Origin of the sequence: Bacillus sp. FSL R7-0166 (genome assembly GCF_038008935.1) — a bacterium.
GTDB classification, from domain to species: Bacteria; Bacillota; Bacilli; order Bacillales; family Bacillaceae; genus Bacillus; species Bacillus altitudinis.
Genome location: NZ_JBBPAC010000001.1, coordinates 3,051,938 through 3,077,606 on the forward strand (window position 1 = coordinate 3,051,938; position 25,669 = coordinate 3,077,606).

30 protein-coding genes are annotated in these 25,669 nt (G+C 41.9%); 7 read left to right on the forward strand and 23 right to left on the reverse strand.

Going from position 1 to position 25,669, the window contains the following annotated elements; all coding sequences use genetic code 11:
- Window position 1 precedes the first annotated feature (1 nt).
- The 4 genes from NST01_RS15935 to NST01_RS15950 form a co-directional block, all read right to left on the reverse strand.
- On the reverse strand, window positions 2–748 hold the full coding sequence (locus tag NST01_RS15935) for an alpha/beta hydrolase (protein ID WP_008347663.1): 747 nt from the start codon (window positions 746–748) through the stop codon (window positions 2–4).
- A gap of 123 nt (window positions 749–871) precedes the next feature.
- Window positions 872–1,105: a preprotein translocase subunit SecG gene (gene secG, locus NST01_RS15940; protein ID WP_003212746.1), complete on the reverse strand. Its 234-nt coding sequence runs from the start codon at window positions 1,103–1,105 to the stop codon at window positions 872–874.
- A gap of 187 nt (window positions 1,106–1,292) precedes the next feature.
- Window positions 1,293–1,583, reverse strand: coding sequence for an AbrB/MazE/SpoVT family DNA-binding domain-containing protein (locus tag NST01_RS15945; protein WP_008347666.1), 291 nt, complete (start codon window positions 1,581–1,583; stop codon window positions 1,293–1,295).
- Window positions 1,584–1,620: 37 nt separating this feature from the next.
- Complete coding sequence (locus tag NST01_RS15950) at window positions 1,621–1,854, reverse strand: helix-turn-helix domain-containing protein (protein WP_008347669.1); 234 nt, start codon at window positions 1,852–1,854, stop codon at window positions 1,621–1,623.
- A gap of 154 nt (window positions 1,855–2,008) precedes the next feature.
- On the opposite strand from NST01_RS15950, the gene NST01_RS15955 reads away from it, so the two are divergent.
- The 3 genes from NST01_RS15955 to NST01_RS15965 all read left to right on the forward strand — a co-directional run bounded on the left by NST01_RS15955 (window position 2,009) and on the right by NST01_RS15965 (window position 3,348).
- Window positions 2,009–2,413, forward strand: coding sequence for a helix-turn-helix domain-containing protein (locus tag NST01_RS15955; protein ID WP_007500204.1), 405 nt, complete (start codon window positions 2,009–2,011; stop codon window positions 2,411–2,413).
- A gap of 130 nt (window positions 2,414–2,543) precedes the next feature.
- Window positions 2,544–2,945, forward strand: a complete 402-nt coding sequence (locus NST01_RS15960; RefSeq protein ID WP_081114556.1) for a helix-turn-helix domain-containing protein — start codon at window positions 2,544–2,546, stop codon at window positions 2,943–2,945.
- Window positions 2,946–3,027: 82 nt separating this feature from the next.
- Window positions 3,028–3,348 carry a winged helix-turn-helix transcriptional regulator gene (locus NST01_RS15965; RefSeq protein ID WP_007500199.1) on the forward strand — a complete coding sequence of 107 codons (321 nt, stop codon included), beginning with the start codon at window positions 3,028–3,030 and terminating at the stop codon, window positions 3,346–3,348.
- An 81-nt stretch (window positions 3,349–3,429) separates the two neighbouring features.
- Here the strand turns inward: NST01_RS15965 and NST01_RS15970 are convergent, their stop codons facing one another.
- From NST01_RS15970 to NST01_RS15985, 4 genes are read right to left on the reverse strand one after another with little or no spacing between them, the layout of a single operon-like run.
- Window positions 3,430–4,119 (reverse strand): ABC transporter permease, encoded by a 690-nt coding sequence (locus tag NST01_RS15970; protein WP_008347676.1) that lies wholly within the window; start codon window positions 4,117–4,119, stop codon window positions 3,430–3,432.
- A gap of 21 nt (window positions 4,120–4,140) precedes the next feature.
- Window positions 4,141–5,058: an osmoprotectant ABC transporter substrate-binding protein gene (locus NST01_RS15975; RefSeq protein ID WP_008347678.1), complete on the reverse strand. Its 918-nt coding sequence runs from the start codon at window positions 5,056–5,058 to the stop codon at window positions 4,141–4,143.
- Window positions 5,059–5,071: 13 nt separating this feature from the next.
- Entirely contained in the window at window positions 5,072–5,725 is a 654-nt protein-coding gene (locus tag NST01_RS15980; RefSeq protein ID WP_007500193.1) for an ABC transporter permease, read from the reverse strand.
- Window positions 5,726–5,738: 13 nt separating this feature from the next.
- Complete coding sequence (locus tag NST01_RS15985; RefSeq protein ID WP_017359222.1) at window positions 5,739–6,887, reverse strand: betaine/proline/choline family ABC transporter ATP-binding protein; 1,149 nt, start codon at window positions 6,885–6,887, stop codon at window positions 5,739–5,741.
- 269 nt (window positions 6,888–7,156) lie between these two features.
- Between NST01_RS15985 and NST01_RS15990 the strand changes: the two genes are divergently transcribed.
- Entirely contained in the window at window positions 7,157–7,693 is a 537-nt protein-coding gene (locus tag NST01_RS15990; RefSeq protein WP_017359221.1) for a GbsR/MarR family transcriptional regulator, read from the forward strand.
- A 54-nt stretch (window positions 7,694–7,747) separates the two neighbouring features.
- On the opposite strand, the gene NST01_RS15995 is transcribed toward NST01_RS15990, so the two are convergent.
- Window positions 7,748–8,383, reverse strand: coding sequence for a MarC family protein (locus tag NST01_RS15995; protein WP_035389414.1), 636 nt, complete (start codon window positions 8,381–8,383; stop codon window positions 7,748–7,750).
- A 118-nt stretch (window positions 8,384–8,501) separates the two neighbouring features.
- Here NST01_RS15995 and NST01_RS16000 point away from each other — a divergent pair, with 118 nt between their 5' ends.
- Both NST01_RS16000 and NST01_RS16005 read left to right on the forward strand, forming a co-directional pair.
- A complete protein-coding gene (locus NST01_RS16000; RefSeq protein ID WP_144625720.1) occupies window positions 8,502–8,966 on the forward strand; it encodes a hypothetical protein in 465 nt (154 codons plus the stop codon).
- Between the two features lie 15 nt (window positions 8,967–8,981).
- Window positions 8,982–9,446 (forward strand): GNAT family N-acetyltransferase, encoded by a 465-nt coding sequence (locus tag NST01_RS16005; RefSeq protein WP_035389418.1) that lies wholly within the window; start codon window positions 8,982–8,984, stop codon window positions 9,444–9,446.
- Between the two features lie 20 nt (window positions 9,447–9,466).
- Here the strand turns inward: NST01_RS16005 and NST01_RS16010 are convergent, their stop codons facing one another.
- The 13 genes from NST01_RS16010 to NST01_RS16070 all read right to left on the reverse strand — a co-directional run bounded on the left by NST01_RS16010 (window position 9,467) and on the right by NST01_RS16070 (window position 22,978).
- The gene (locus NST01_RS16010; RefSeq protein ID WP_282900216.1) at window positions 9,467–9,748 is read right to left on the reverse strand and encodes a hypothetical protein; all 282 of its coding nucleotides are present in this window, start codon (window positions 9,746–9,748) and stop codon (window positions 9,467–9,469) included.
- A complete protein-coding gene (locus tag NST01_RS16015) occupies window positions 9,749–10,114 on the reverse strand; it encodes a hypothetical protein (RefSeq protein WP_017359217.1) in 366 nt (121 codons plus the stop codon).
- Entirely contained in the window at window positions 10,111–11,508 is a 1,398-nt protein-coding gene (locus NST01_RS16020; protein WP_265784874.1) for a hypothetical protein, read from the reverse strand. The genes NST01_RS16015 and NST01_RS16020 overlap by 4 nt, the downstream gene beginning before the upstream one ends.
- A complete protein-coding gene (locus tag NST01_RS16025) occupies window positions 11,480–12,247 on the reverse strand; it encodes an ATP-binding cassette domain-containing protein (RefSeq protein WP_008347699.1) in 768 nt (255 codons plus the stop codon). The genes NST01_RS16020 and NST01_RS16025 overlap by 29 nt, the downstream gene beginning before the upstream one ends.
- A gap of 59 nt (window positions 12,248–12,306) precedes the next feature.
- Entirely contained in the window at window positions 12,307–12,576 is a 270-nt protein-coding gene (locus NST01_RS16030; protein WP_008347702.1) for a hypothetical protein, read from the reverse strand.
- A gap of 280 nt (window positions 12,577–12,856) precedes the next feature.
- Window positions 12,857–14,149 carry a phosphopyruvate hydratase gene (eno, locus tag NST01_RS16035; RefSeq protein ID WP_003212752.1) on the reverse strand — a complete coding sequence of 431 codons (1,293 nt, stop codon included), beginning with the start codon at window positions 14,147–14,149 and terminating at the stop codon, window positions 12,857–12,859.
- Between the two features lie 29 nt (window positions 14,150–14,178).
- Window positions 14,179–15,714: a 2,3-bisphosphoglycerate-independent phosphoglycerate mutase gene (gene gpmI / locus NST01_RS16040; RefSeq protein WP_017359214.1), complete on the reverse strand. Its 1,536-nt coding sequence runs from the start codon at window positions 15,712–15,714 to the stop codon at window positions 14,179–14,181.
- Entirely contained in the window at window positions 15,707–16,468 is a 762-nt protein-coding gene (tpiA, locus tag NST01_RS16045; RefSeq protein ID WP_008347706.1) for a triose-phosphate isomerase, read from the reverse strand. The genes gpmI and tpiA overlap by 8 nt, the downstream gene beginning before the upstream one ends.
- Window positions 16,469–16,498: 30 nt before the next feature.
- A complete protein-coding gene (locus NST01_RS16050) occupies window positions 16,499–17,683 on the reverse strand; it encodes a phosphoglycerate kinase (RefSeq protein WP_017359212.1) in 1,185 nt (394 codons plus the stop codon).
- A gap of 213 nt (window positions 17,684–17,896) precedes the next feature.
- Window positions 17,897–18,904 carry a type I glyceraldehyde-3-phosphate dehydrogenase gene (gap, locus tag NST01_RS16055; protein ID WP_007500174.1) on the reverse strand — a complete coding sequence of 336 codons (1,008 nt, stop codon included), beginning with the start codon at window positions 18,902–18,904 and terminating at the stop codon, window positions 17,897–17,899.
- 31 nt (window positions 18,905–18,935) lie between these two features.
- Window positions 18,936–19,973 (reverse strand): sugar-binding transcriptional regulator, encoded by a 1,038-nt coding sequence (locus tag NST01_RS16060; protein WP_008347711.1) that lies wholly within the window; start codon window positions 19,971–19,973, stop codon window positions 18,936–18,938.
- A gap of 288 nt (window positions 19,974–20,261) precedes the next feature.
- On the reverse strand, window positions 20,262–21,647 hold the full coding sequence (locus tag NST01_RS16065) for an amino acid permease (protein WP_048002953.1): 1,386 nt from the start codon (window positions 21,645–21,647) through the stop codon (window positions 20,262–20,264).
- A 137-nt stretch (window positions 21,648–21,784) separates the two neighbouring features.
- The gene (locus NST01_RS16070; protein ID WP_255835735.1) at window positions 21,785–22,978 is read right to left on the reverse strand and encodes an ornithine--oxo-acid transaminase; all 1,194 of its coding nucleotides are present in this window, start codon (window positions 22,976–22,978) and stop codon (window positions 21,785–21,787) included.
- A gap of 209 nt (window positions 22,979–23,187) precedes the next feature.
- Here NST01_RS16070 and NST01_RS16075 point away from each other — a divergent pair, with 209 nt between their 5' ends.
- Window positions 23,188–24,630, forward strand: coding sequence for a sigma-54 interaction domain-containing protein (locus NST01_RS16075; RefSeq protein WP_079920163.1), 1,443 nt, complete (start codon window positions 23,188–23,190; stop codon window positions 24,628–24,630).
- A 227-nt stretch (window positions 24,631–24,857) separates the two neighbouring features.
- On the opposite strand, the gene NST01_RS16080 is transcribed toward NST01_RS16075, so the two are convergent.
- Window positions 24,858–25,595 (reverse strand): FadR/GntR family transcriptional regulator, encoded by a 738-nt coding sequence (locus tag NST01_RS16080; RefSeq protein ID WP_008347721.1) that lies wholly within the window; start codon window positions 25,593–25,595, stop codon window positions 24,858–24,860.
- Window positions 25,596–25,669: the final 74 nt, after the last annotated feature.

Genomic DNA, 25,669 nt, shown 5'->3' on the forward strand with positions numbered 1-25,669 from the left:
TTTAAATTGACCAATCGAGTGATTCTAAGAATGCATATACATCCTGATGAACCTTCTCCCGCTCTTTATCAAGCGTGATAACATGGCCCGATTCTTCATACCACTTTAAATGTTTTTCATCTGTCTCTACTTCGTTATAAATAATGTTTGCACTGTCTGTATTAATCATATGATCATGACGAGCCTGAACAACAAAAGTAGGTGAATAAATCATGTCAACATTGTTTCTGACATCTGCAATGAGTTCTTGAAGAGCCTTGAGTGTACCCATTGGTGTTTTCTTGAACTCTTCCATCTCTTGCTCAATTTGATCCTCTGACTTACCCTCGAATTTTTTATAGTTACGGGCATAATCTAGTACACCCTGATACATGACTTCTTCACTTTTTATGTACATAGGTGCACACATAGGTACAATTCCCTTTACAGGTACAGTGTAACCTAATTTCAATGAAAAAACTCCTCCGAGGGATAGTCCGCAGACCGCAATTTCCTCATAACCTTCGTCTTTTAAAAATTGATAGCCTTCTTCTACATCTTTCCACCAATCTGTAGGACCTGTATGAACAAGCTCCTCTGGCGGTACACCGTGTCCTTTGTATTGAGGTGCATGGCATGTATAGCCTCTTTCATTCAAATAACGCCCAAGCATGCGAACATCGGCTGTATTCCCAGTAAAACCGTGAAGAAGAAGCACCGCCTTTTCTCCACCTTTAAACGTAAATGGTTTTGGTGTAACAACTTTCATGATGTGACTTCCTTTCCTTCTGATATGGTTTATATTTTCCACTTGTATGTATAATACAAACACAAAAGAGTGCTGATAATAAAAAAAGGTCTGAAAAAAGATCAGACCTTCTGTTACTCGCGCCTACACGCCTAAATATGCCAATGCAAGTGTTAAGATGAAGAAAAGCACTGACAAAATGACAGTTAATCGGTGAAGAATCAAGTCAAGACCTCTCGCTTTTTGCTTACCGAAAAGCTGCTCGGCTCCACCTGAAATAGCGCCTGACAGTCCTGCACTTTTACTTGATTGTAATAATACAACGATGATAAGTGCGATACTGACAATTACGAGTAATGTGATAACAAATGCGTGCATGAAAACACCTCCAGACAAACTGGTACACATAACTTTATTTTACATGAAAACAAGGTGCATGTCACGAAACATCAAAATAAAGATTTCCTATATATTGTCGACTTTATTTGTCATTTTGATTCAATTTCGCTCCAATGGATTGTATGCAGCATTTTTTATATGCAATTTTTGAGGTTAAAAAACGTTTTTAGCGAGTTGCTTCTTCTTTTAAGAGCTGTTTTAATTCTACTAACAGCCGTTCAGCTCCTTCAGGACTCAGTACGACATTGCCGTTTCCATAGCTTTTGTTGTATTTCGTTATTTGGCCAGTTAATAAGCAGCTCTTATCTGCATCATATTTTTTCAGCATAATGGTTTGATCTTCGATGAAAATTTCTAACAGCTGCTCTTCTTTTATATTGAGTACCTTCCGCATTTCTGAAGGCAGAACAATTCTGCCAAGCGAATCGATGTGTCTTACCATTCCAGTTCTTTTCAATGAAGCCGCCTCCTTAATGATCATACGATGATTTCGTTCATTGACTTTTGTCAACATCTTCATAGTAAAATAAATCTTCAAATTTTTTATCAAAGTAATGAATCATTTTGCCAATGACAAGCTGTCCTGGCTTCCGGTGACCATTCAATACCCTGCTGAGTGTGGCAGGAGAGATGCCAATTTCATCTGCGAGCTGATTTAAAGACATATCGTTTTCGATCATATACTGCATCACAAACGCCCGCCTGATCTGAATCTTTTCGACCATCATTACAACCTCCTATAGGATCAATATGTACAACATGTAGGACTCTCATATCTCTCGGATTCATTAACTTATGTCAACACTTTTACGCCCTTTCTATTTCCTTTGGTCAATGATCATACTAAAATAAGTCATATACTGAAATGTGAGGTTCGATGACATGAATCACTTTGGTGAACAATTACGCATTTTAAGAGAGAATAGAAAGATGTCTGTCAATCAACTCGCCATGTATTCAGGCGTAAGCGCTGCCGGTATTTCTCGGATTGAGAATGGAAAGCGTGGTGTGCCAAAGCCTTTAACCATAAAAAAATTAGCACGCGCTTTGAAGGTGCCTTATGAGGATTTAATGCTGCTTGCCGGTTATATTGAACAGGAAAAAGTGCATGAAATGAAACCGAAATATGAATCCATATTAAAAATCTATCAAACGGCGCTTCAAAAGGATGTAGAACATCTCCCTATTTTCGATGGAGACCAATGGGAAACACTCACCGCACAAGACATCAGCCAGCTGAATCAATACTTTCTCACGCTCATTAACCAAAAAAAGGCGAACAAATAGCGGGGCATAAACATAAGATACATCCACTATTAACTAATGTCAATATTTTCATGGTGCACTTATTGCCAATAGTCAACAAATCGAGTACACTAGAGATAACTAATCTTTAACCATGTGAGGTTTTGAGTTGATGAACTTCGGTGCATATTTAAGAGCATTACGTGAGAAAAGGAAACTATCGGTGAACCAATTAGCGATGTATTCAGAGGTCAGCGCTGCTGGTATTTCTCGGATTGAAAACGGGAAACGCGGCATTCCGAAACCTCCTACAATTAAAAAACTAGCAGGTGCATTAAAAGTACCTTATGAGGACATGATGCATGCTGCAGGGTATATTGAAGAAGCATCTTCTGCCCATGTCATAAAGGAAGAAGAAACGGCTTTTACCCAAATAAGAGAAGCAGCAGAGCAATATGAACTTGATGATCTTGAAATATTTAATGGGGACATATGGTCCACCCTTTCTAAACATGAAATAGAGGATTTAAACCGCTATTTGTTATTTCTACTAAACAGCCGTTCGTCATCGTAAAATGTTTTGATCATTGACAAGCTTTTTGCGCCGATTTTTGACAGAATTACGGTATAATGGGTTCAGATTGGAGTGAAGAAAGATGAATCAATCTGATATGTGCCCGCGGTTTGAAAAAGCAGTTGAGTTATTAAGTAAACGCTGGGTGGCACTGATTGTTTTTCAGCTTCTCTCAGGTTCACAGCGCTTTAGTGAAATCGAAGCAGCTCTGACCAATTTAAGCGGAAGGGTTTTATCTGAGAGATTAAAAGAGCTGGAAGCAGCAGGCATTGTAAAACGGGAGGTTTTTGCTGAAACACCCGTGCGTATTGAGTATTCATTAACTGATATGGGGCGCTCACTTGCACCCGTTTTTGAGGAAATTGCGAAGTGGTCCTCTGAATGGATCACACTTGAATCATAAATGTCTCCTGATGTGAGCCGCCTAATCATGATAAAAAAACCTCCCCTACAGATGTAGAGGAGGTTTTGTCTTTTCAAGCATTTATGCGGATGTCATGTTTTTTTCAGCTAACGCCTTGCTTTCTTTTTTCTTGTTGGTTGGGCTTAAATAGCGTTCAAGCCAGCCCATGACAAGGTCGGCAATAATGGCCATGAGCGCAGTTGGAATAGCACCTGCTAAAATAATGGCTGTTCCGTTTGTCGCGTTTGATCCTCTGATGATGATATCACCAAGTCCTCCAGCACCAACAAATGTCCCAATCGCTGTAATACCGATTGCGATCACAAGTGCGGTTCTTAAACCAGCCATAATGACAGATAAAGCAAGCGGTAATTCAACCATTCTCAGCACTTGCCATTTCGTCATACCCATCGCTTTCCCCGATTCTAAATAGGCATGCTCAATGCTGACAATACCTGTGTACGTGTTACGGATAATCGGCAGAAGCGAATACAAAAAGAGTGATAAGATGACTGTATTTGCGCCAAGTCCTAATACAAGCATCAACACAGAAAGCATCGCTAACGCTGGAATGGTTTGAATGACATTGGTTATTGCGAACACCCAATTGCTCAGTTTGCGGTAATGCGCCACAAAGATGCCGACTGGTATTCCGACAATTGCCGCAAATAATACCCCATACGCTGACATGAGGAAATGCCGGTAAAATTCTTCTAACACATATGAACCGTTCTGTTGATAATACGCCCATAATTGCTGCAGTGTGTCCATCAGCTCTGACACCTCCCAATCTTACTCAAAGTAATTGTGTTTCTTTAAAAAATCTCTCGCAACAGTCGCTGGTTCTTTTAGTTCTCCATCGACTTGATAATTGAGCTCTTGCATTTGTTCGGTATCGATTTTTCCAATCAACCTGTTGATCACCTTGTCCAGTCCTGGATTTTCTTTTAATACCTTCTCAGGGACAACTGGTGATGCATCGTATGGTGGGAAGAATCGTTTATCATCTTTTAAGATTTTGAGATTATACGCTTTGATCCGGCCATCTGTTGAATAGGCAAGCACAATATCCATTTTTTCATTTTTCAATGCGTCATAGACTAGACCGATCTGCATCGGAAAAGTGCTTCCAAATTCAATTCCGTATGTTTTCACAAACCCTTCGTAACCGTCACCTTTCTTTTTCAGCCAAATATTATCCACACCGAAGCGATAATTTTTGGCATTCTTTTTTAAATCAGAGACTGTTTCTAGGTTGTTTTCCTTCGCCATCTTCTGCGTCACAGCAAAGGCATACGTATTATCAAACCCATAGGAATCAAACCATTTGTAATCATAGCGTTTTTTGAATTCTTTCTGGACGATTTCCATTGCACGCTTTGGATCTTTTTCTGCATCCATTCCTAGCGTACTTGTTAAATCCGTGCCTGTATATCGTGTTGCCGAAATGTCGACATCCCCGTTTTCCATTGCTTTTTGCTGTACGGTATTTGAGCCTAAATTCTTCACAATGGTTGTCTTTTTATCTGTGTAATGCTCAATGATGTCTCCCACCATATAGGCCATAATTTCTGATTCTGTAAAGTTTTGTGCACCGATTCGCAGCGTGCTCCCTGAAGAGCCGGCTAGTCCAGGAAGTGAACAGCCACTTATGAATAGCAAGCATCCGGCAAGCAGTGCACTGATCCATTTTGTTTTTCGATTCTTCACATGAGCCAACTCCTTATGAAACTTCCTTCAATCCTTTTAAGCCTTCTGGTGTTACTTTTTTCTCAAGCTTCATCAATATAAGGTCAATGATGACCGCTAAAATAGTGACAGGGATTGCACCCGCAATAATGTATTCCGGCTGGTAAAGCTGAAGCCCAATTAAAATGTAGTCACCAAGACCGCCTCCACCGATAAAAGCAGCAAGTGTTGTCCACCCAATTAAATAAATCGTTGAGGTTCTAACCCCTGCCATAATGACCGGAACAGCAAGCGGCAGTTCCACAAGACGAATTTGTTCCCATGTCGTCATGCCAATCCCTTTACCAGATTCAAGCAAGTTTTTGTTCACACCTTGAACACCGGCATACGTATTTCTTAAAATAGGCAAAACGGAATAGAAAAATAGCGCAACGATCGCAGGTATTTTTCCAACTCCCAAAATAGGAATAAAAAATGCAAGAATCGCTAAACTAGGGAGTGTTTGAAAGATATTCACGACGCCGATGACAAAACCGGCGCCTCTTTTCATTCGTGTAAGAATGACGCCTAAAGGAACGGCCACGATAATGCCTAACACAACGGCAATTAAAGAAATGTATAAATGCTCCCACATTTTTGTGAGGAGTTCCCCACCATTTTTCTCAAGAAAATCGATGATTTGATCCATGTGTACACCTCCCTTAGTTCATTTCAGTGACAGCCTCCGGGGTATCTTCTCCCCAAATAGAGTCATATACGACATCTACAAGACTTGCACGTGTGACGATACCTTTTAAGTGCCCTTTTGCATCGACAACCGGTACATATTTAATGCCGCGTATTAAGATCTTTCGGACAGTATCTCTAAGAAGCGCACCTTCTTGTACTGTATAAAATTCTGTATTTAAAATATCGCCAACGAAGGCTGCTTTTCTGCGGTTTGCATCGATGGTTTCAATATCGATATAGCCTTTCAGCACATGATTTTCATCAACGACAAGCAGGGAATCAACCCGCTTTTCTCTCATAATAAAGATGGCATCTGTCAATGTTTTTTCGACGGTAATTGTGACTGGAGACGTGTTCATCATTTGTTCCACACGTTCCATATTCGGGTTTGATTGAAGCAGACGTTCTTTCCCGATGAATTCTTCTACGAATTCGTTCACAGGGTTACGTAAAATATCATCTGGCGTGCCCACTTGGACAATCTCTCCATCTTTTAAAATGACAATGCGGTCTGCAAGTTTAATCGCTTCATCCATGTCATGTGTGACGAATACGATTGTTTTATTTAACGTTTTTTGCAGTTTCTTAAATTCTTCCTGCAATGAATCTCTTGTGATCGGGTCAAGTGCTCCAAATGGTTCATCCATCAGGATTAAAGGGGGTTCTGCTGCGAGTGCGCGAAGAACGCCGATACGCTGCTGCTGTCCTCCACTGAGTTCATGCGGGTAACGCTCTAAGTATTCCGGCCCCATATCGACGAGTTTGAGCAATTCACGCGCTCGTTCTTTTCGTTTTTCTTCCGGCCATTTCAGCAGCTTCGGCACAAGGGAAATGTTTTGTGCGATGGTCATATGAGGGAAAAGTCCAATTTGCTGAATCACATAACCAATTTCTCTTCTTAATTGGACTGGATCTTTTTTCATAATGTTTTCTCCCTCGATCAATATGTTTCCTGAGGAAGGTTCAATCAGTCGGTTAATCATCTTCATGGTTGTTGTTTTTCCACAGCCACTCGGTCCAATAAAACAAATAAATTCTCCTTTTGCTATTTCTAAATCAATATTTTTGACAGCTTTTTTTCCGCCTTTATACGTCTTAGATACATTCTCTAGTTTCAGCAAATGAGACACCTCCAATTAGTCGGATATATATTTTCAGAAAATTTACACCTTATTTATTATAGTGCAAACTTTATAAAATAAAAAGTTTACGATGTGTTTGTATTGCATAAGATTTATTTAAAATTTTCAGTTAACGGCCTGATATGTACCGATCCCTCCTTTTTCCTCCAACTTACGAGCAAATACTCAATATTTATTGTTTTCATGAACAAACAGGTATATGATATATTGTGTTACAAATTGTCAGTCGTGAAGGGATGAAGCGGGGAATGGACAAGCAAGCGTTAGGCGCCATTCAAAAAGCACAGGATCATTATATTGAAAAAGCTGCCGAGAACATGAATGCCTTTGGTCTTTCTGCCACAGTGGGTAGAGTGCTTGGTATCATTCATATGAACCGTAAACCAATGACGCTCGGTGAGCTCTCAGAGGCGACCGGCATGAGCAAAACAAGAATGAGTCAAGTCGTTCGAGAAATGCTTGATCTGAATATTGCTGAAAAGGTTTATGAAAAAGGAATACGCAAAGATTTATATGACGTTGAGCAAGATCAATATCAAACCTTTATTTCATTGTTTGCAGCCAATTGGTCACGTGTTGTCAGCAAAAATCGCAAGGCACATAAAAAGACATGCAAAGAATTGCTGGAGCTGCTTGAACAAGATGACCTGCCAGAAGAAACAGTAGATAAAATCAATCTTCTTCTTTCAGAAATCAAGGAAAGTCTCGATTATTATGACTGGATTAGCCGTTTAATTGAGTTCTTTGAAAGTGAAGAAGTATTTCAACATGTGCCAAAACCTTAAAAAAGCTGTTTTATTTTACAATTTTGTAGAAAAAAACAGCTTTTTTATATACACTTATGACATCAGCATTGGGAACATCCCTTTGATCCCTGCGCCAATCATCTCTACTGCCACAACAGCTAGAATCAATCCCATTAATCGTGTCACGACATTCATCTCTGTTTTCCCCATTTTCCGCATAATGAAACTTGAATAATGAAATGCATAATAGGTCATGGCAAGTACAACCACAATGCCAATAAGAATCGCAAGCAGATGAAGCGTTACTTGGTGGCTTCCTGGCGTTAAGCTCATGACAGTCGCAATTGTACCAGGTCCGGCAATGATCGGAATGGCGAGCGGGGTCACCGAAACATCGGCCTTCTCTTTGCTCTCTGCCTTTTCATCCGAATGAGGGTTTTGAACATGTGATTCTTTTGCATTTAGCAAATTGTAAGCGATACCAAAAATAAAAATACCTCCGGCGATACGGAGTGCATGGATATCAATGCCAAACAATTTGAAAATGAGCCTGCCTGCCAAAAGAAAGGCAATCAAAATCATAAAAGACACAACAATCGCTTTTTTGGCCGTCTGGGCGCGTTCTTTTTCTGAGTAGCCTTCTGTTAAAGTGATGAAAAGAGGCACGTTTCCAATGGGATTTGAGACAGCAAATAATGACACAATGACATGAATCATAAAGGAAATCAACAGACACCCTCCTTTTTTCATAGTGTCTGCTAATCTGATGCGAATATTCCCTTGTTCTGTTAAAACCTGGTTTGTTTTAACCGATGATAATAGAGGTTTAACGAAAGGGGAATAGAACATGAAAAAAAACATCACGATCATTGTCCTGTCTGTGATCATCCTAGGTGCAACTGGCTGGATTGTGTGGCAGCAGCAGTCGCTCACCGCGGCAGAGAAAAAACACCAGCAAGAAATGAGAAAGAATGATGAGCAGCTGACACAATTAAAGTCAGAAGGAACGGATATGAGAGATGAAATGGATGGTCAAAAAAAGGAATTGTCCACCATCACAAACAAGCTGAAGAAAGAAAAGAAGGCGCATCAAAAAGAAACCAAACAGCGTAAAGCGCTTGAGTTAAAAATAGACCAGCTTCAAAAAGAACTGGCATCAGCGAAAGCAACGGCTCAAGCGAATAAGCAGGCAGCACAAACGACTAGGAAAGCAACTGTCAAAAAGGACCCAAATGTCACCCATCATCCTCCTTCTCAATGGGTGCAGGATCAATATGATTGGGGTGTTAAACAAGGGTATATCAAAGAATAGAGAGGATGAAATGATTTGATACAGATTCGGCCATTGTCTCATGATCAATCTGTTCCTATGGATCTTTTACTATTAGCTGACCCTTCAACTGAAAAAGTCATTGCCTATGTACAATCTGGTTCTTGTTATGTTGCTTTTCATAAACAGGACATGATTGGTGTGTATGTTCTGACGCCTCTGTCTCAGCAGACAGTGGAAATCATGAATGTCGCCGTGAAAGAGTCATGGCAAGGTAGAGGAATTGGGAAGCAGCTGATCCGCCATGCTATTTCAGAAGCCAAGGCAGCTGGCTTTCATACAATTGAAATTGGCACAGGCAACTCTAGTATTCAGCAGCTCGCCCTTTATCAAAAATGCGGTTTTCGCATGGCGTCTATCGATCACGATTTCTTTCTGAAGCACTATGATGAACCGATTTATGAGAACGGTATTCAGTGTATGGATATGGTGCGGTTGTCACTCGTTCTTCAAGCAGACTGACTTCATTCAGCCTGCTTTTTTTATGTTCTGCTCTTTTTCACTGCATGAATCACATATTGAATCAAGAAGTAGAGAGCGGCACCCGCTAAAAAACAGACCACGCACCCAAAGAGCGTTGCCTCTGAGCTGAATTGATACTGTTCAATTTTCATGATATAAAATGGCATACCAAATAGAGTTGGACTTGATTCAACATGATGAACCTCTAGCAGTATTAAAAATACTGGTGTCATAAACACAGCAAACACATAAAGCATCGCAAGCGTTAAGCCGCTAGAAAACGAATGAAATACTTTAACCATTTAGTTCTCTCCTTTCATCTCTTTTAAACTGGCGATGATATTTTTCCCGTCTGGGCAAGCTGGATGCAGCATCACTGTATTTAATAAAGAAAAAAGCAGCAATGGATGCGTCAATGGATGCCACCACATGAAGAAAAGCACACCCGAGCAGATCACTGGAAACACAGGACCTGCAAGTGCGACCATCATATTAAAACCCGGCCGTGAAAATTTCTCATGGACAATCGACACGTGCTTCCAATCGATCATCACCACATAATCAAAGATGGGTCTTTTTTCGATTTTGTTGCACACCATCACCATCAGGATATGACCGAGTTCATGAATGAGCACAACGGCTATTAAGCAAAATAAAAGCGTCATCATCGCACAATCGGCCTCTTTAGCATGGCAGCATATATGAAGATGAAGAATGCGGCTGAACAAGCCATATAGGCAGTTGAGAGCAGCTGGATATTTGCTGAAAGCCACTGGACTAAAAGCATATCCAACATACTGAACACAGCAATCATCATCACGATCACAAACAGTTTATTAAAATCACTAATCTTCACGACAAACCCGACACATGCCGCCATGACAGTGATCAATAAAATGGACAAACTTGCCAAACCGTGCCCTTCACTTTCAACCCCAATCATGAAATAAGCAAGCCCGATATAGACAAAATAAATCAATATATTCATTGTGTAATAAAATAAAATTCTTGATAATAAATAGGCACCCTTTGATGTATTTAACATAAAAATGGCTCGCTGATGGAGATGATATTCCCTGCCAATCATCAGGGGAAGCATAATAAGGATCTCCTTTAAGGCAAACTGCACAATAAAAGCATACAGCCAGCCAGTCTCTGCCGGAGTAAAGATGAATGGGAGACCTATCGTGAAACAGACAAGAAACAGGAACAAAATACCTTGTTCTTTAAACACAGCTGATCGGCTAAAATAAACAAGCTCCTGCCGCAGATGTGTGAAAAATGAAGAATCCGATCTAATTTTTTGGTAAGAAAACGACTTCACCTCTACCTTTAGCTGCAAAAACATCCGATTGACATAACAAGCCGCCAACCCTTTCAGCCAAAACCACCATGCACATAGAAAGATCATCAGAAATACAAGATAGATAGACGGCCATACGTGAATCATCTCAACCGCTTTTTGAAAAAGGAGAAACAAGAAAGCACCGAGCGTCACAAATCCAATCGTTTGCAGCAGTAAATGCTCTTTTGTTTTTGATATAAAATGGCTCACACCAATGCGTATCAGCATCCAAGAAGCAAGCGTATACAGCGCCAATCCACAGCAAGTGATCCCTACCACAATGATCCAATACAAAGATAGTGTAACGCCGCTAATGATCAGTCCTAATAGGATGGGTAAAAAAAGAAGACCAAGCATGATGAAACAAAACAGCACTGGAAAGAAATACACACAAAGGACAAATGAGACACTTTGCATCGCACTATTCAAAAAGAAGAACTGATACTCTTGACGCTTCATTTTATGACGGGAAAAGACAATACCTGCTCCCAAAAGCAGCAGGGTCATTTTCACAAATTGAAGGTATAAAGCAACTGGTTCGCTCTCCCCTACTTGCATAAAAAAACGCAGGCTCATGACAACGTATATGGCGTAGATCAGCAATAAAAAAACGGCTGCGGCGAGAAGCTGCAAAGGATATTTTTTGCCGAGCTGCTTGATTTTCGTTGTGAGCATGCCCCATTCTATTTTATGAAGAACGTGTCGTGTCCAAGTCATTGAGCAACCTCTCCACCTGCATATAGTAATCTTGATTCACTTCTTTATAAATATCCTCAAGTGCTTGATGAGGGAATGTTTTGTTTGTTTCTTGACGTGACATATCCAGCTTGATATCACCGTTTCTTAAGATCATAAGGTGGTCATACAATGTCTCACCAAAGCCCAAATGATGGGTAGAAATGAGAATGCCTGCACCTTGATTTCTCAGCTTCATGAGCACCTTTTTTAAGATGATCATCATATCTGGATCAAGTCCATTTGTAGGCTCGTCGAATACATAATAATCACAAGACCTAAGGAGCTGTGAAATGATTTGGGTTTTCTTTTGATTGCCATGAGACAGCTGGGCAATTGGCTGATCCATATAAGGTCTCAGCTCAAACAGATCGACGAAGGCCTCTTCTCGAGGTCCATTTCGTTTGTCTGGAAGCTGGAGTAAATGAAAATATTCTCTCGGCGTTAAATAATCAAACAAAGCATGATCATCAGGAATATAGGAAACATGTTCTTTCAAAAAGGAGATATGTGCTGAGGATTGAAAATTCAGCTGTTTACCATCTAAAGAGACAACACCCGTAAATGGTGTCAGGCCAAACATAGACTGAATCATCGTGGTTTTTCCTGCCCCATTATGCCCCAAAAGCAGAAGCATACGTCCTTTCTCTACATTTAACTGAATATCGCGGAGAGAAAAGGTGCGGCTATACGTTTTTTCTGTTAAGTGTAATGTCAGCATCATGTCCCTCCATTTATTTCAGATAGAACAGATGACCTCGCATCTGTTCTCACCATTTGTTAGAAGCCGCATTTGATTTTAATATACAGGCCTAAAAACTTGAACTCTCCTAAAAATTTCGAGCCTTTTCCAAATGTTTTGCATGCCCAAATCAAAGCTGCAGCTGTCACAATGCCTAAGATAGCGGCAAGGACATAAATCCAAAATGCATTTTTCTGTACGTTCTTAGAAGTTAGAATTCGTTGCTTCCTTTCATCATATGCCGCCAGTAGGTGAAGGACATACATGTACACGCCTACTGGAAAACGAAGGCTAAAAGGATTCAGCATCTCATCACCCCCTAATATATGTAAAATGATACCACCCCCATGCAAATAGCATAAGTTCAATTCAGATCATATTTTTAGAAGAGTTTTCATGATTTATTGCTTATAAATCGTCAAGCTCATCGTTTCGCCTCTGACTGAAGGATGATTTTTTACAAAAATAGGATATGACAAAGGAAGCAGAGCCTATTCGCTTGAGCCAGCTTTGCGTCTTTATTTCAACATAAAAAAAACGCTGCGATACGCTCTTTTCAAAAGAGCGCACGCAGCGCGTTGCTTTACATTACTTATTCAAGTTATAGAATGTAGCAATGCCGTGGTATTGAGCTGTTTCAGCCAATTGATCTTCGATGCGAAGTAATTGGTTGTATTTCGCTACACGGTCCGTACGAGACGGAGCACCTGTTTTGATTTGTCCAGCGTTAGTTGCAACTGCAATGTCTGCAATTGTGCTATCTTCTGTTTCACCAGAACGGTGAGAGATAACAGCTGTATAGCCTGCACGTTTCGCCATTTCGATTGCATCAAATGTTTCAGTTAATGTACCGATTTGGTTTACTTTGATGAGGATTGAGTTACCAACGCCGTTTTTGATTCCTTCAGAAAGCTTCTTCGTATTTGTTACGAACAAGTCGTCTCCTACTAGCTGAACCTTGCTGCCAAGACGCTCAGTTAATAGTTTGTGACCTTCCCAGTCGTTTTCATCAAGGCCGTCTTCGATTGAGATGATTGGGTATTTCGATACCATATCTTCATACCAGTCAACCATTTCAGCAGATGTTTTCACAACACCTTCGCCTGATAAATGATATTTACCGTCTTCTTTGTTATAGAACTCAGAAGATGCAGCATCCATCGCAAGTTTCACTTCTTCACCTGGTTTGAAACCAGCTTTTTCAATCGCTTCTACGATTGTTTGAAGTGCTTCTTCGTTAGAACCAAGGTTTGGAGCGAATCCACCTTCGTCACCTACAGCTGTGTTTAAGCCTTTTGCGCTTAATACAGATTTCAGGCTATGGAAGATTTGAGCGCCCATGCGAAGTGCTTCACGGAAGTTTGGAGCACCTACAGGCATAATCATGAATTCTTGAATGTCTACGTTGTTATCCGCATGCTCTCCACCGTTGACGATGTTCATCATCGGTACTGGAAGCGTTTTGGAGTTGAATCCACCAAGGTATTGATAAAGTGGAATTTGTAAGAAATCAGCAGCCGCACGTGCTACAGCGATAGATACGCCAAGGATTGCGTTTGCGCCTAATTTCCCTTTGTTTTCAGTTCCGTCAAGTTCGATTAACATTTTGTCAATTGCTACTTGTTCAGTGACATCAAAGCCTAAAAGCTCTGGTGCAATGATTTCATTTACGTTGTTTACAGCTGTCAGAACACCTTTTCCAAGGTAACGGTCTTTGTCTCCGTCACGTAGTTCTACTGCTTCATATTCACCAGTAGAAGCACCACTTGGTACTAGTGCACGGCCAAAGCCGCCAGATTCTGTGTAAACTTCTACTTCAACTGTTGGGTTACCGCGAGAGTCTAATACTTCGCGTGCATATACGTCAACAATGTATGGCATCGTTATTTCTCTCCTTTTGAATCAATTTGTTATTTTTGAATCAATGATGTTCCTGTCATCTCTTTTGGTTTTTCAAGACCAAGTAAGTCTAAAAGCGTTGGAGATAGATCAGCTAAAATGCCGCCTTCTCTAAGCGTCGCACCTTTTTTCGTTACGATGACTGGCACAGGATTCGTTGTATGTGCAGTATGCGGCTTTCCTTCTTCGGTAATGAGCACGTCTGCGTTACCGTGGTCTGCCGTGATGATGGCATGTCCGCCTTTTGCTAGGATTGCGTCGACTACAGCTCCTAAGCACTCATCTACTGCTTCAATGGCTTTGATTGTTGGCTCAAGCATTCCTGAATGCCCCACCATATCTGGGTTAGCAAAGTTCAGAATGATCGCATCATGCTTGTCAGCATTGATGTCTGCAACAAGTGCATCCTTTACCTCATAAGCGCTCATTTCTGGCTTGAGGTCATAGGTTGCCACATCCGGTGAATTGATTAAGATGCGGTCTTCTCCAGGAAATTCTTCTTCACGTCCACCACTCATAAAGAACGTCACGTGAGGATATTTCTCTGTTTCAGCAATCCGCAGCTGCTTCAATCCATTTTGAGAAAGTACTTCTCCTACTGTGTTATCCAAATTCACTGGTTTGAAAGCCACATAGCCATCTACCGTTTCACTGAAGTGTGTGAAGCAGACGAAGTGTAAATCCTTCGGATGTGCTTCCCCGCGGTCAAACGAGCGGAAATCTTCATTTGTGAATGTGTTTGAAATTTGAATCGCACGGTCTGGACGGAAGTTATAGAAAATCACAGAGTCGCCGTCGTTTACTTTTGCAACCGGCTCACCATTTTCTCTCGTAATGACAGATGGAATAACGAACTCATCGTAGATTCCATTTTCATAGGAGTCATCAACGACATCATAGATGTTTTGATAACTTGGGCCTTCACCATACGCCATCGCGCGATATGCTTTCTCCACACGATCCCAGCGCTTGTCACGGTCCATTGAGTAATAGCGTCCAGAAAGTGTTGCGACTTCTCCGACACCGATTTCTTTGATTTGTTCTTCAAGCTGTTTTAAGTACACTTTCGCTGTCTTCTGACCAACATCACGTCCGTCTAAGAAACCGTGAATGTATACTTTTGTTAAGCCTTCTTTTTTCGCTAGTTTCAGCAAGGCAAAAAGATGCTGGATGTGGCTGTGCACACCGCCGTCTGACAAGAGGCCGAATAAATGAAGCGCCTTGTCATTTTCTTTTGCATAAGTCATTGCATCTAGGAACGTTTCGTTTTTCTCAAATTCCCCATCACGAATGGCCACATTCACTCTTGTTAAGCTTTGGTACACGATGCGTCCTGCACCGATGTTCAAATGCCCAACTTCAGAGTTCCCCATTTGACCTTCTGGGAGGCCCACTGCCTCACCTGAAGCCGTTAAGGTTTGATGCGGGAATTCGTTCCAGTAGCGGTCGAAGTTCGGTTTCTTTGCTTGGGCAACAGCGTTACCGACTGTTTCGCCTCTTAAACCGAATCCATCTAAGATGATTAATGCAGCTGGTTTCTTACTCATATTGACCTTCCTCCAATAATTGAACGAAAGACTGAGGTTCTAAGCTTGCGCCGCCTACCAAAGCACCGTCAATATCGGATTCTGCCATATATTCTTTAATATTCGCAGGTTTCACGCTTCCGCCATATTGAATGCGAAGGCTGTCTGCCGCTTCTTGACCATATTCACTTGCAACTGTTTGGCGAATGTGCGCACAAACATCGTTTGCATCTTTCGCTGTAGAAGATTTACCTGTACCGATCGCCCAGATTGGCTCATAGGCAATCACAGATTCAGCGACTTGCTGCTTCGTTAAACCAGCTAGTGCTTTCTTCACTTGATCAGCGACAAGTTCGTTTGTTTTGCCTGCTTCACGTTCTTCAAGCGTTTCACCTACACAGATGATTGGAACGATGCCATGCTTGAATGCAGCATGTGCTTTTTTGTTCACTGTTTCATCTGTTTCAGCGAAGAATTCGCGGCGCTCTGAATGACCGATCACTGAGTATCCGATGCCAAGATCTTTAAGCGCAGCAGGGCTGATTTCACCAGTGAATGCACCGTTTTCTTCAAAGTGCATGTTTTGCGCACCAATTTTAAGGTCTGTTCCGTTAGAAAGGCTGTTCAGCTTTTCAAGGAAAAGGGCTGGTGCACAGACAATAGATTCCACTTTGTCAGGAGATGGAATAGATGATTTGACTTCTTCAACGAAACTTACAGCTTCACCAAGTGTTTTGTTCATCTTCCAGTTCCCAGCTATAATTGGTTTTCTCATGATTGACACTTCCTTATAGCAGTTTTGGTCTTATTTATCGTTTAATGCAGTCACACCTGGAAGTTCTTTGCCTTCCATAAATTCAAGTGAAGCGCCGCCGCCTGTAGAAATATGGCTCATCTGATCGGCAAGACCAAATTTCTCAACAGCTGCTGCTGAATCTCCACCACCAATGACAGAATATGTATCTTTTGCTTCTGCCAGTGCTTCTGCGATTGCTTTTGTTCCTTTAGCGAATGCATCGATTTCAAATACACCCATTGGTCCGTTCCAGACAACAAGTTTGCTGTTTTTAATGACATCAGCATACTTCTCTCTTGTCTCTGTTCCAATATCAAGTGCTTCTAAATCACTTGGAATTTCAGAGATTGGCACAATGCTTGTATTCGCATCATTTGAAAAGTCGTCGGCTACCAGAACATCTGTTGGAATCAGGAAGTTCACGCCTTTTTCTTTTGCACGGTCCATAAAGGATTTCGCTAAATCTACTTTGTCTTCTTCTAATAGAGATTTCCCTACTTCGTGGCCAAGTGCTTTGACAAATGTATAAGCAAGTCCGCCGCCGATGATCAGGTTGTCCACTTTATCAAGAAGACTTTCAATTACACCGATTTTATCCTTTACTTTTGCGCCACCTATAATCGCTGTAAATGGGCGATCAGGGTTTGAAATGGCTTTCCCTAGAACCTCAAGCTCTTTTTGCATGAGGAAGCCTGAAACAGCCGGAAGATACGCTGCAATACCAGCTGTGGATGCATGTGCACGGTGTGCAGCACCGAACGCATCATTGACATACACATCGGCTAAATCAGCAAACGCTTTTGATAATTCAGGATCGTTCTTTTCTTCACCAGGATAGAAACGAACGTTTTCAAGCACTAGCACATCTCCTTCTTTTAAGTCAGAGATTTGCTTTTTCACGTTGTCGCCGTAAGCTTCATCTGCTTTTTTCACTTCTTGTCCAAGAAGCTCTTGCAGACGTTTTGCTACAGGTGTCAGACGCAGTTCTTCAGTAACTTGACCTTTCGGACGACCCAAATGACTAGCTAGTAGTACCTTTGCGCCTTGTCCTGTTAAATACTCAATCGTTGGTAATGCTGCGCGAATACGAGTATCATCCGTCACTTTTCCGTCCTTCATTGGAACGTTAAAATCTACGCGGCAGAACACAACTTTACCTTTTACGTCAATGTCTTTTACTGATTTCTTATTCATGCTCGTCAGGAGATCCTCCTTTATTCTGGTTTCCTTACGCATTGGACAAGTCTCTCTTTATCCTTTTCCCATTTTGCCCTCATCAAAACGAGAAATCGTGCAGAACGGATAAATACAGAGAAAAAGGGAAAGGGATGCTTCCCCTTCCCTTGTCCGTCTTCATTATATCGTGTCTCTAGGAAAGAACCAAGTGAGTTCCTTCAGTGTGAGAAATTAAAGACCTTGTTTTGCAATGTAAGCTGCAAGGTCAACAACGCGGTGAGAATATCCACTCTCGTTATCGTACCAAGAAATGACTTTCACCATGCTGCCTTCCATTACCATTGTAGAAAGAGCATCGATTGTTGAAGAGTTTGCATTACCATTGTAGTCACCAGATACTAATGGCTCTTCGCTGTAGCCAAGGATTCCTTTAAGTTCTCCTTCAGCTGCTTCTTTAAGTGCTGCATTTACGTCTTCAGCTGTCACATCTTGATTTAATTCAGCAACAAGATCAACTAAAGAAACGTTAGGTGTTGGAACACGCATAGCGCCACCGTTTAATTTACCTTTAAGTTCAGGCAATACAAGTGAAACAGCTTTCGCAGCACCTGTAGAAGTTGGGATGATGTTTTCCGCAGCTGCACGAGCACGACGGTAGTCTTTGTGCGGAAGATCAAGAATTTGTTGGTCATTTGTGTATGAGTGAACAGTTGTCATCATACCGCGTTTGATACCAAATTTATCGTTAAGTACTTTTGCAAATGGAGCTAAGCAGTTTGTTGTACAAGATGCATTAGAGATGACATCGTGGCTAGCTGCATCGTATTTGTCTTCGTTTACACCCATAACGATTGTGATATCTTCTTCGTTAGCAGGAGCAGAGATGATGACTTTTTTAGCGCCAGCTTCTAAGTGTTTAGCAGCGTCTGCACGTTTAGTGAAGAATCCAGTAGATTCAACAACGATTTCTACGCCTTGTTTACCCCAGCTTAATTTCGCAGGGTCACGCTCAGCTGATACTTCGATTGTTTTACCGTTCACTACTAAGTTCGTACCGTCTACAGAAACCTCTGCATCTAGTTTTCCGTGAACAGAGTCATATTGTAAAAGGTGTGCAAGCATGTTAGCGTCTGTTAGATCGTTAACCGCTACTACCTCAACTTCAGGATTGTTTAATGCTGCACGAAATACGTTACGTCCAATACGTCCAAATCCGTTAATACCGACTTTTACTGCCATGATGTTTCCTCCTTTTATAGGTCACAATGTTTTATATTGAGGGATCAATTGACTCCCTTAATAACTCTTTTGCGGCTCCTTCGTCTGTGACGAGAACCGTTCGGCGGGGTTTTTTGAAATAAGCTTCAATGGCCCCAGCCTTTGATGATCCACCTGCAACAGCAATGATGTGTGGAATGCTTTCTAAATCATCTAGCTGCATGCCGACGGAGTGCACTTTGTGGACGACCTCACCATCACGATTAAAGTAATAGCCAAAGGCCTCTGTCACTGCGTCATGCTCATCAATCTTTTTTAAATCTTCAGCGGGTGTGTTTCGTCTCATCGCCATTGTTTTTGCTTCACCGATTCCATGAATAAGCATCGTGGATGATTTAATTGTTTGAAGCACTTCTTTGACAGACGGCTCTTCAATAATGGAAGAGTAAGCACCTTCTGACAGCTGTCCTGGAACAAACAGCAGTTTGTAAGTACCGGAAGCTTTTTCAGCCATGTGGGCACAAATGGTGTTTGCCTGATTTTTTACATTCTCCCCAAGACCGCCTCTCGCAGGGACAAACATCATGTCGCGATTTTTGGCATCAGGGGTCATCATTTCGGCAACAGCTTCCATCGTCGTTCCGCCAGTGACGGCGACGATATTATTTCCAGTAAACCTTTTTTTCATACATTGAACAGCAGCTCTTCCCATTTCTTGCTTCACCCACGGGGATTCATCGCTGTCACCAGAAACGATGATGACTTCTTCCAGGCCTAATTTCCTCTTTAATGTATTTTCCAAAAAGGTTAAACCTAAAACGTCCTTCATCATTCCTTCAAGCATTTCAAGCAAAGCATGACCTTCAGTCGTCAGCATCATACCGCTCGTTTTGACATCCAGCAGATTTTGTTCCTTTAAGAACTGAACCTCAGCTCTTAAGATACGTTCACTCAGACCAAGACTTGTCGCAAGACTTCTGCGACCAATTGGTTCAGCTAATCTGATGTACTGCAAAATGTCGTAGCGCTTTTGCATAACTGTGAGAAGATCTGGTAATAATTTTTTTTGAGCTTCCAATAAACGATTCATGGCTAACGACCCTTTCTTTTCACGTTGGACTAAAAACGTCCCACTGTGACAAAAAACGTCCCGCCACAGCCAAAAAAAATCAATCCCTGCTTTCTTTAATTATTTTAACAGGATAATCTTGCATTTTCAACTCTTACAAACACATTTAGACAAAAAATAGACACATTTTGACCGATAACCTGCTTGTCATCTAGCTTTCCGCCATTTTATTTTTTTAAAACTATTTATTTTCTTCTATATTGAATGCATTTGTCTTTGAAAAGGTGCAGGCGGTCAAAAGCCGCCTGCTTATGTTTTCGGTATCGTTTCTTTCTCTTCATTAAATCGTTTCGCATCTTCCTTCGGTTTAATCTTGAGGTAGTAAATGATGTAGCAGGCGGCCATAAATGGAACTCCGCAATAAAGACCAATCCGCTGATCCTCAATAAAGAATAAACTGATAAGAACAATGCCAAATGCGATAAAGCCTGCTAATGGCACAAATGGATAAAAAGGCGTTCGGAAGACAAGATCCTTTACATCTCCGCCCTCTTTTATGAATTGTCTCCTAAAGAAGTATTGGGATAAACAAATCGACATCCAAACCACGACAAGCACCATACCCGAAATGGATATGAGCCAGACATATACCGTTTTTGGTGCTACAACACTCGTAAGCAGTGATAGAGCGGATACACCCATTGTCACCAATAAGGCATTGATCGGGATTTTACGCTTGGATAATTTTTTCGTGAAAACAGGTCCTTTCCCGTCTTTTGAAAGAGCCCAAAGCATACGTGATGATGCATATAATCCAGAGTTCGCTACAGATAAGACGGCTGTAATGATGATAAAATTCATGATATCTGCGGCGTATGGTATGCCGACCTTGTCCAATACCACAACAAACGGACTATCCACTGCGCCGGCGGTCTGCCATGGAAGAAGGGCTGCAAGAACCGCAATGGATAAAACAAAAAAGACCATCGTCCGCCAAATAATATTCCGAATAGAACGCGGGAGTGTTTTTTCCGGACTTTCACTTTCACCTGCTGCAATCCCTACAAGCTCTGTTCCTTGAAAGGAGAAATTGACTGTGACCATGGTTAATAAAATCGCCAAAAGACCATTAGGAAAAAGGCCGCCATGATCCGTCAAATGACGAAATAGTGGGGCAGGTTCCCCGCCTTTTAAGTGAATCATTCCGAAAATTGCGCCAATTCCAATGATAATAAACAATAAGATCGCAGCAACCTTGATGGCTGAAAACCAGAACTCTGTTTCAGCGAAACTGCGTGCCGAGATGGCATTGATGGAAAATAAGATGACGCTAAAGGCAAGACACCAAAGCCAAACAGGGATATCTGGGAACCACCTTTGGAGTAGAATACCTGCTGATGTAAACTCAAGTCCAATCGTACACGCCCAGCTAAACCAATAGAGCCAGCCGATCATAAAGCCCGTCGATGGACCAATATACTTCGTGGCATACTCCTGAAAAGAACCAGCTGTCGGCATCGCCACTGCTAATTCACCAAGACAGAGCATCACCAAATACATGAGCAATCCGCCAATGATAAACGAAAGAATGGCTCCCCCTGGGCCTGCCTGATGAATAATGAGTCCTGACCCAAGGAAAAGGCCTGTTCCAATGACCCCACCTAAGGCAATCATAAAGAGATGTCTACTTTTCATGGAACGCTCTAGTTCATTATGCTGTTCTGGCTTCAAATCCGCTTCCCCACTTTCACTCTTCTATTCATCAACCTTTGACAAAATTCGCCGTTCATTGAAAGAGAAAGGGAGAATTTGAAGGCTTCTCCCTTGATCATTTATGCTTGAAATAACGCTTCGATATGAGCGATTGCCCAATCCAAGTCTTCTTTTGAAATGGTGAGCGGCGGTGCAAATCGAATTACTGTCTCATGGGTTTCTTTGCATAACAGCCCGGCTTGCTTGAGCTTCTCGCAATAGGGTCTAGCTGCCTCAGTCAGTTCCATTCCAATAAATAGTCCACGCCCGCGCACTTCCTTAATGACAGGACTTTGAATGCGTGACAGTTTGTCTTTGAAATATTCCCCAAGCTCCAATGAGCGCTCGGCAAGCTTCTCGTCGATTAAAACATCTAGTGCAGCTAGCGATACTGCGCACGCAAGAGGATTCCCGCCAAAGGTAGACCCGTGAGATCCTGGGTTAAACACACCTAAAATATCACGATTTGCTACAACACATGAGATCGGGAATACCCCGCCGCCAAGTGCTTTACCAAGAATCAGCATATCCGGCTCAATGCCTTCCCAGTCGCATGCAAACATCTTGCCAGTCCGCGCTAATCCCACTTGAATTTCATCTGCGATCAATAACACATGTTCCTTCTCACAGATCGCTTTTGCCTCTTTTATAAAGCCCTCAGGCGGCATGACAATGCCCGCTTCCCCTTGAATCGGTTCAAAGAGAAAAGCTGCTGTTTGCGGAGTGATCGCTTTGCGTAACGACTCAATATCTCCATAAGGGATGAGCTTTATGCCCGGAAGCATCGGACCGAAACCTCTTTGATATTCTGCTTCCGAAGAAAGTGACACAGCCGTCATTGTACGACCATGAAAATTCCCGGTACATGCAATGATTTCTGCCCGATTCTCTTCGATACCCTTGACATCATAGCCCCATCGTCTCGCTGCCTTTATCGCCGTTTCCACAGCCTCTGCTCCTGTATTCATCGGCAATGCCATCTCTTTATTCGTTAATTTGCAAATCTTCTCATACCAAGGACCAAGCTGATCATTATGGAAGGCCCTTGATGTGAGTGTCACGCGGTCAGCTTGTGTTTTAAGCGCTTCTATAATGCGGGGATGGCGATGTCCTTGGTTGACTGCAGAATATGCACTGAGCATATCCATGTAGCGGTTGCCCTCAGGATCAGTCACCCACACTCCCTCAGCCTCTGAAATCACAATTGGCAACGGATGATAGTTCGCCGCACCGTATTGTTCTGTTTGATGAATCAATGCTTTTGTCTGTGTCATCGTGTATTCCTCCTTCTGTAAGCTTGCCTCTTTTTATGGGGTTCATCTTCACTCTTATGTTATGCAAGGATCATGCCAACTTAGTGATCGCTCTGTGCCTAGGATTGTTCTCACCTTTAACGCAGAAATATTTTGCATATGCAAATTTTTTTAGAGGAAACCGCAAAATTTTTCATGTAAAATAGAGGTAATGTCTGGAGGTGGCGCAAGTGAAAAAAGATCAGCATACCGCAAAGCTTGAAAATGAGATTGATCTATATAAACAAATGCTCGATTTAATTGATGTTGGGGTTCACGCCATTGACGAAAATGGCAATACCATTGTTTATAATAAAAAAATGATGGAGATCGAATCTTTAAAACGTTCTGATGTCCTTTATAAAAATGTATTAGACCTCTTTGTGTTTCAGGACGAGATGCACAGTACACTTGTCCAAGCGCTGCGAACCGGGAAACAAACGGTTCATGCAAAGCAGACGTATCACAACTACAATGGAAAAGAAATCACAACGATTAACCATACATACCCGCTCGTTCGAGACGGTTTGATTCAAGGGGCAGTTGAAATTTCGAATGATGTCACGAAACTGGAACGGCTCATTCACCACAATATGAAGAAAAAAGGAAACACACGCTTTACATTTGATTCAATCATTGGGGAAAGTCCTGCCTTTTTAGAAGTAATTGAACATGCGAAACGAGCCACACGTACCTCTTCTTATGTGCTGATTGTTGGTGAAACAGGGACGGGGAAAGAGCTATTTGCACAAAGCATTCATAATGGCAGCAGCCGTTCATCTGGACCATTTATTACGCAGAATTGTGCAGCGCTGCCTGATAACCTCATTGAAAGTCTGCTTTTTGGAACACAAAAAGGGGCTTTTACAGGGGCAACAGATCAGCCCGGTCTATTCGAACAAGCACAAGGTGGTACACTGCTTTTAGATGAAATCAACTCATTACACCCGGCTCTTCAAGCAAAACTATTGCGCGTCTTGCAGGAGAAGCGCGTGAGAAGGTTAGGCAGTACAAAAGAAATCGCCATTGATGTGAGAGTGATTGCTAATATGAATGAGGACCCTGTGGATGCGATCGCAGGTGGACGGATGCGAAAGGATTTATTTTACCGGCTTGGCATTGTCACCTTGTTTATCCCGCCGCTCTCTGAGCGAAAAGAAGACATCCCGACATTTGTGATGCATTTTATTCAAAAATATAATGAACTGTTTCAAATGAATGTGAAGGCGGCTGATGAAGAGGTACTTGCCCTGTTCCAAACTTATCATTGGCCAGGTAATGTAAGAGAGCTGGAGCATGTGATTGAGGCTGGAATGAATATGATGATGGACGAAACATCCTTAAGCTTGCATCACCTTCCTTACCATTTCCGATTCAAGCAAGGAGAAGGTCATCCTAGTGAACACATGCAGATGAGTCCGGTGCAGCCTACAGCTGCAGCTGATACCTTCGTCTACACGAGCTCAGAACATACGACTGATTTCCAAACCCAAATGGAACGATTTGAAAAACAATACATCGTCCATTACTTAAATAAAATGGACGACAATATTTCACAGACTGCAAAGATATTGGGCATGAGCAGGCAAAGTTTGCAATATCGAATGAAAAAGCTGCATATTTCTCTTCAATAATAGAGCTGTGCCGTTATGCGGCACAGCTTAGATTGTTGACAAAGGGCTAAAATGACCTTTATTTTAGCCCTTTGTCTTCTTTTCAGCGTGATAGAAAACCTTTGCAGTCTAGGAAGGACGAGCACTGGCACGGAGCGAATTTGACATTCGTGAGTACCAGCGCGCAGGACTGACAAAGAATGCGAGGGTTTGTCTACACGCTGAGCTGTGCCGCTTTTCGGCACAGCTTATTGTATATCTGGCTTTCCTTCCTGTTCTTGCAGCACATCACCAAGAAGTTGTTCTACTTTTTCCAAATGTGTGAGCATCGCCCGCTCTGCTTCTTCTGGCTGTTTGTCCATGATAGCTTGATAAATTCGTTCATGGTCCTTGTAAAGCTGATGGATGGACGCTTTTCTTGAGAATAACACGACTTTTCTTGTTTCTCGCATCGTTTCCATTAACAAGGTTGAGACCTGATTCATTAACGCCGCTAGTAAATGATTCTTTGAGGCTTTGGCGATGGCAAGATGAAATGTGAGGTCTGCCTCCTCACCAATTTCTTTATGCGCTTCTGCACGCTTCATTTGTTCTAGTGCCTCCTGCAGTCGATGGAGGTCATCGTCTGTCCGCAGCAATGCTGCCTTTTTGACAGCACCTGATTCAATGATTGATCTCACTTCAAGAAGCTGTGCGATATCCTGCTGCTTCATCAAAAAAGCAGGAGATAAACAAAATGTGAGCTGCTCAGGATCGAACTGCTTCACATATGTGCCTTCTCCTTGCTTCATCTCTATTAATCCGATCGCTTTCAGAGCGGACAGCGCCTCTCTCACAGCGGAACGGCTGACTTGAAAATTTTCAGAAAGTGCTTGAACCGAGTCTAATTTTTCGCCTGGAAGAAGCTCCCCCGTTCGAATGGATTCGACTAATGCGTCCGCAATTTCTTCATATATTTTTTTCGTTTTGATTTGTTTATATTTCAATTGGTCTCACCTCATCACTGTTGTCTACCCTATCGGCTCATGCCCTATCTTATACTTTACCCCAAAATTCAGAT

Coding starts and splice junctions, on each gene's coding strand:
- eno (WP_003212752.1), bottom strand. CDS start 14,149: ATGCCATACATTGTTGACGTATATGCACGCGAAGTATTAGACTCTCGC.
- NST01_RS16025 (WP_008347699.1), bottom strand. CDS start 12,247: ATGCTGACATTACACTTAACAGAAAAAACGTATAGCCGCACCTTTTCT.
- NST01_RS15965 (WP_007500199.1), top strand. CDS start 3,028: ATGAATCAATCTGATATGTGCCCGCGGTTTGAAAAAGCAGTTGAGTTA.
- NST01_RS16000 (WP_144625720.1), top strand. CDS start 8,502: ATGAAAAAAAACATCACGATCATTGTCCTGTCTGTGATCATCCTAGGT.
- NST01_RS15980 (WP_007500193.1), bottom strand. CDS start 5,725: ATGGATCAAATCATCGATTTTCTTGAGAAAAATGGTGGGGAACTCCTC.
- NST01_RS15960 (WP_081114556.1), top strand. CDS start 2,544: ATGAACTTCGGTGCATATTTAAGAGCATTACGTGAGAAAAGGAAACTA.
- NST01_RS16070 (WP_255835735.1), bottom strand. CDS start 22,978: ATGACACAGACAAAAGCATTGATTCATCAAACAGAACAATACGGTGCG.
- NST01_RS16065 (WP_048002953.1), bottom strand. CDS start 21,647: ATGAAAAGTAGACATCTCTTTATGATTGCCTTAGGTGGGGTCATTGGA.
- NST01_RS16020 (WP_265784874.1), bottom strand. CDS start 11,508: ATGACTTGGACACGACACGTTCTTCATAAAATAGAATGGGGCATGCTC.
- NST01_RS15950 (WP_008347669.1), bottom strand. CDS start 1,854: ATGATGGTCGAAAAGATTCAGATCAGGCGGGCGTTTGTGATGCAGTAT.
- NST01_RS16015 (WP_017359217.1), bottom strand. CDS start 10,114: ATGATGACGCTTTTATTTTGCTTAATAGCCGTTGTGCTCATTCATGAA.
- NST01_RS16050 (WP_017359212.1), bottom strand. CDS start 17,683: ATGAATAAGAAATCAGTAAAAGACATTGACGTAAAAGGTAAAGTTGTG.
- tpiA (WP_008347706.1), bottom strand. CDS start 16,468: ATGAGAAAACCAATTATAGCTGGGAACTGGAAGATGAACAAAACACTT.
- NST01_RS16030 (WP_008347702.1), bottom strand. CDS start 12,576: ATGCTGAATCCTTTTAGCCTTCGTTTTCCAGTAGGCGTGTACATGTAT.
- NST01_RS15955 (WP_007500204.1), top strand. CDS start 2,009: ATGAATCACTTTGGTGAACAATTACGCATTTTAAGAGAGAATAGAAAG.
- NST01_RS16010 (WP_282900216.1), bottom strand. CDS start 9,748: ATGGTTAAAGTATTTCATTCGTTTTCTAGCGGCTTAACGCTTGCGATG.
- secG (WP_003212746.1), bottom strand. CDS start 1,105: ATGCACGCATTTGTTATCACATTACTCGTAATTGTCAGTATCGCACTT.
- NST01_RS15990 (WP_017359221.1), top strand. CDS start 7,157: ATGGACAAGCAAGCGTTAGGCGCCATTCAAAAAGCACAGGATCATTAT.
- NST01_RS15935 (WP_008347663.1), bottom strand. CDS start 748: ATGAAAGTTGTTACACCAAAACCATTTACGTTTAAAGGTGGAGAAAAG.
- gpmI (WP_017359214.1), bottom strand. CDS start 15,714: ATGAGTAAGAAACCAGCTGCATTAATCATCTTAGATGGATTCGGTTTA.
- gap (WP_007500174.1), bottom strand. CDS start 18,904: ATGGCAGTAAAAGTCGGTATTAACGGATTTGGACGTATTGGACGTAAC.
- NST01_RS16060 (WP_008347711.1), bottom strand. CDS start 19,973: ATGAATCGTTTATTGGAAGCTCAAAAAAAATTATTACCAGATCTTCTC.
- NST01_RS15970 (WP_008347676.1), bottom strand. CDS start 4,119: ATGGACACACTGCAGCAATTATGGGCGTATTATCAACAGAACGGTTCA.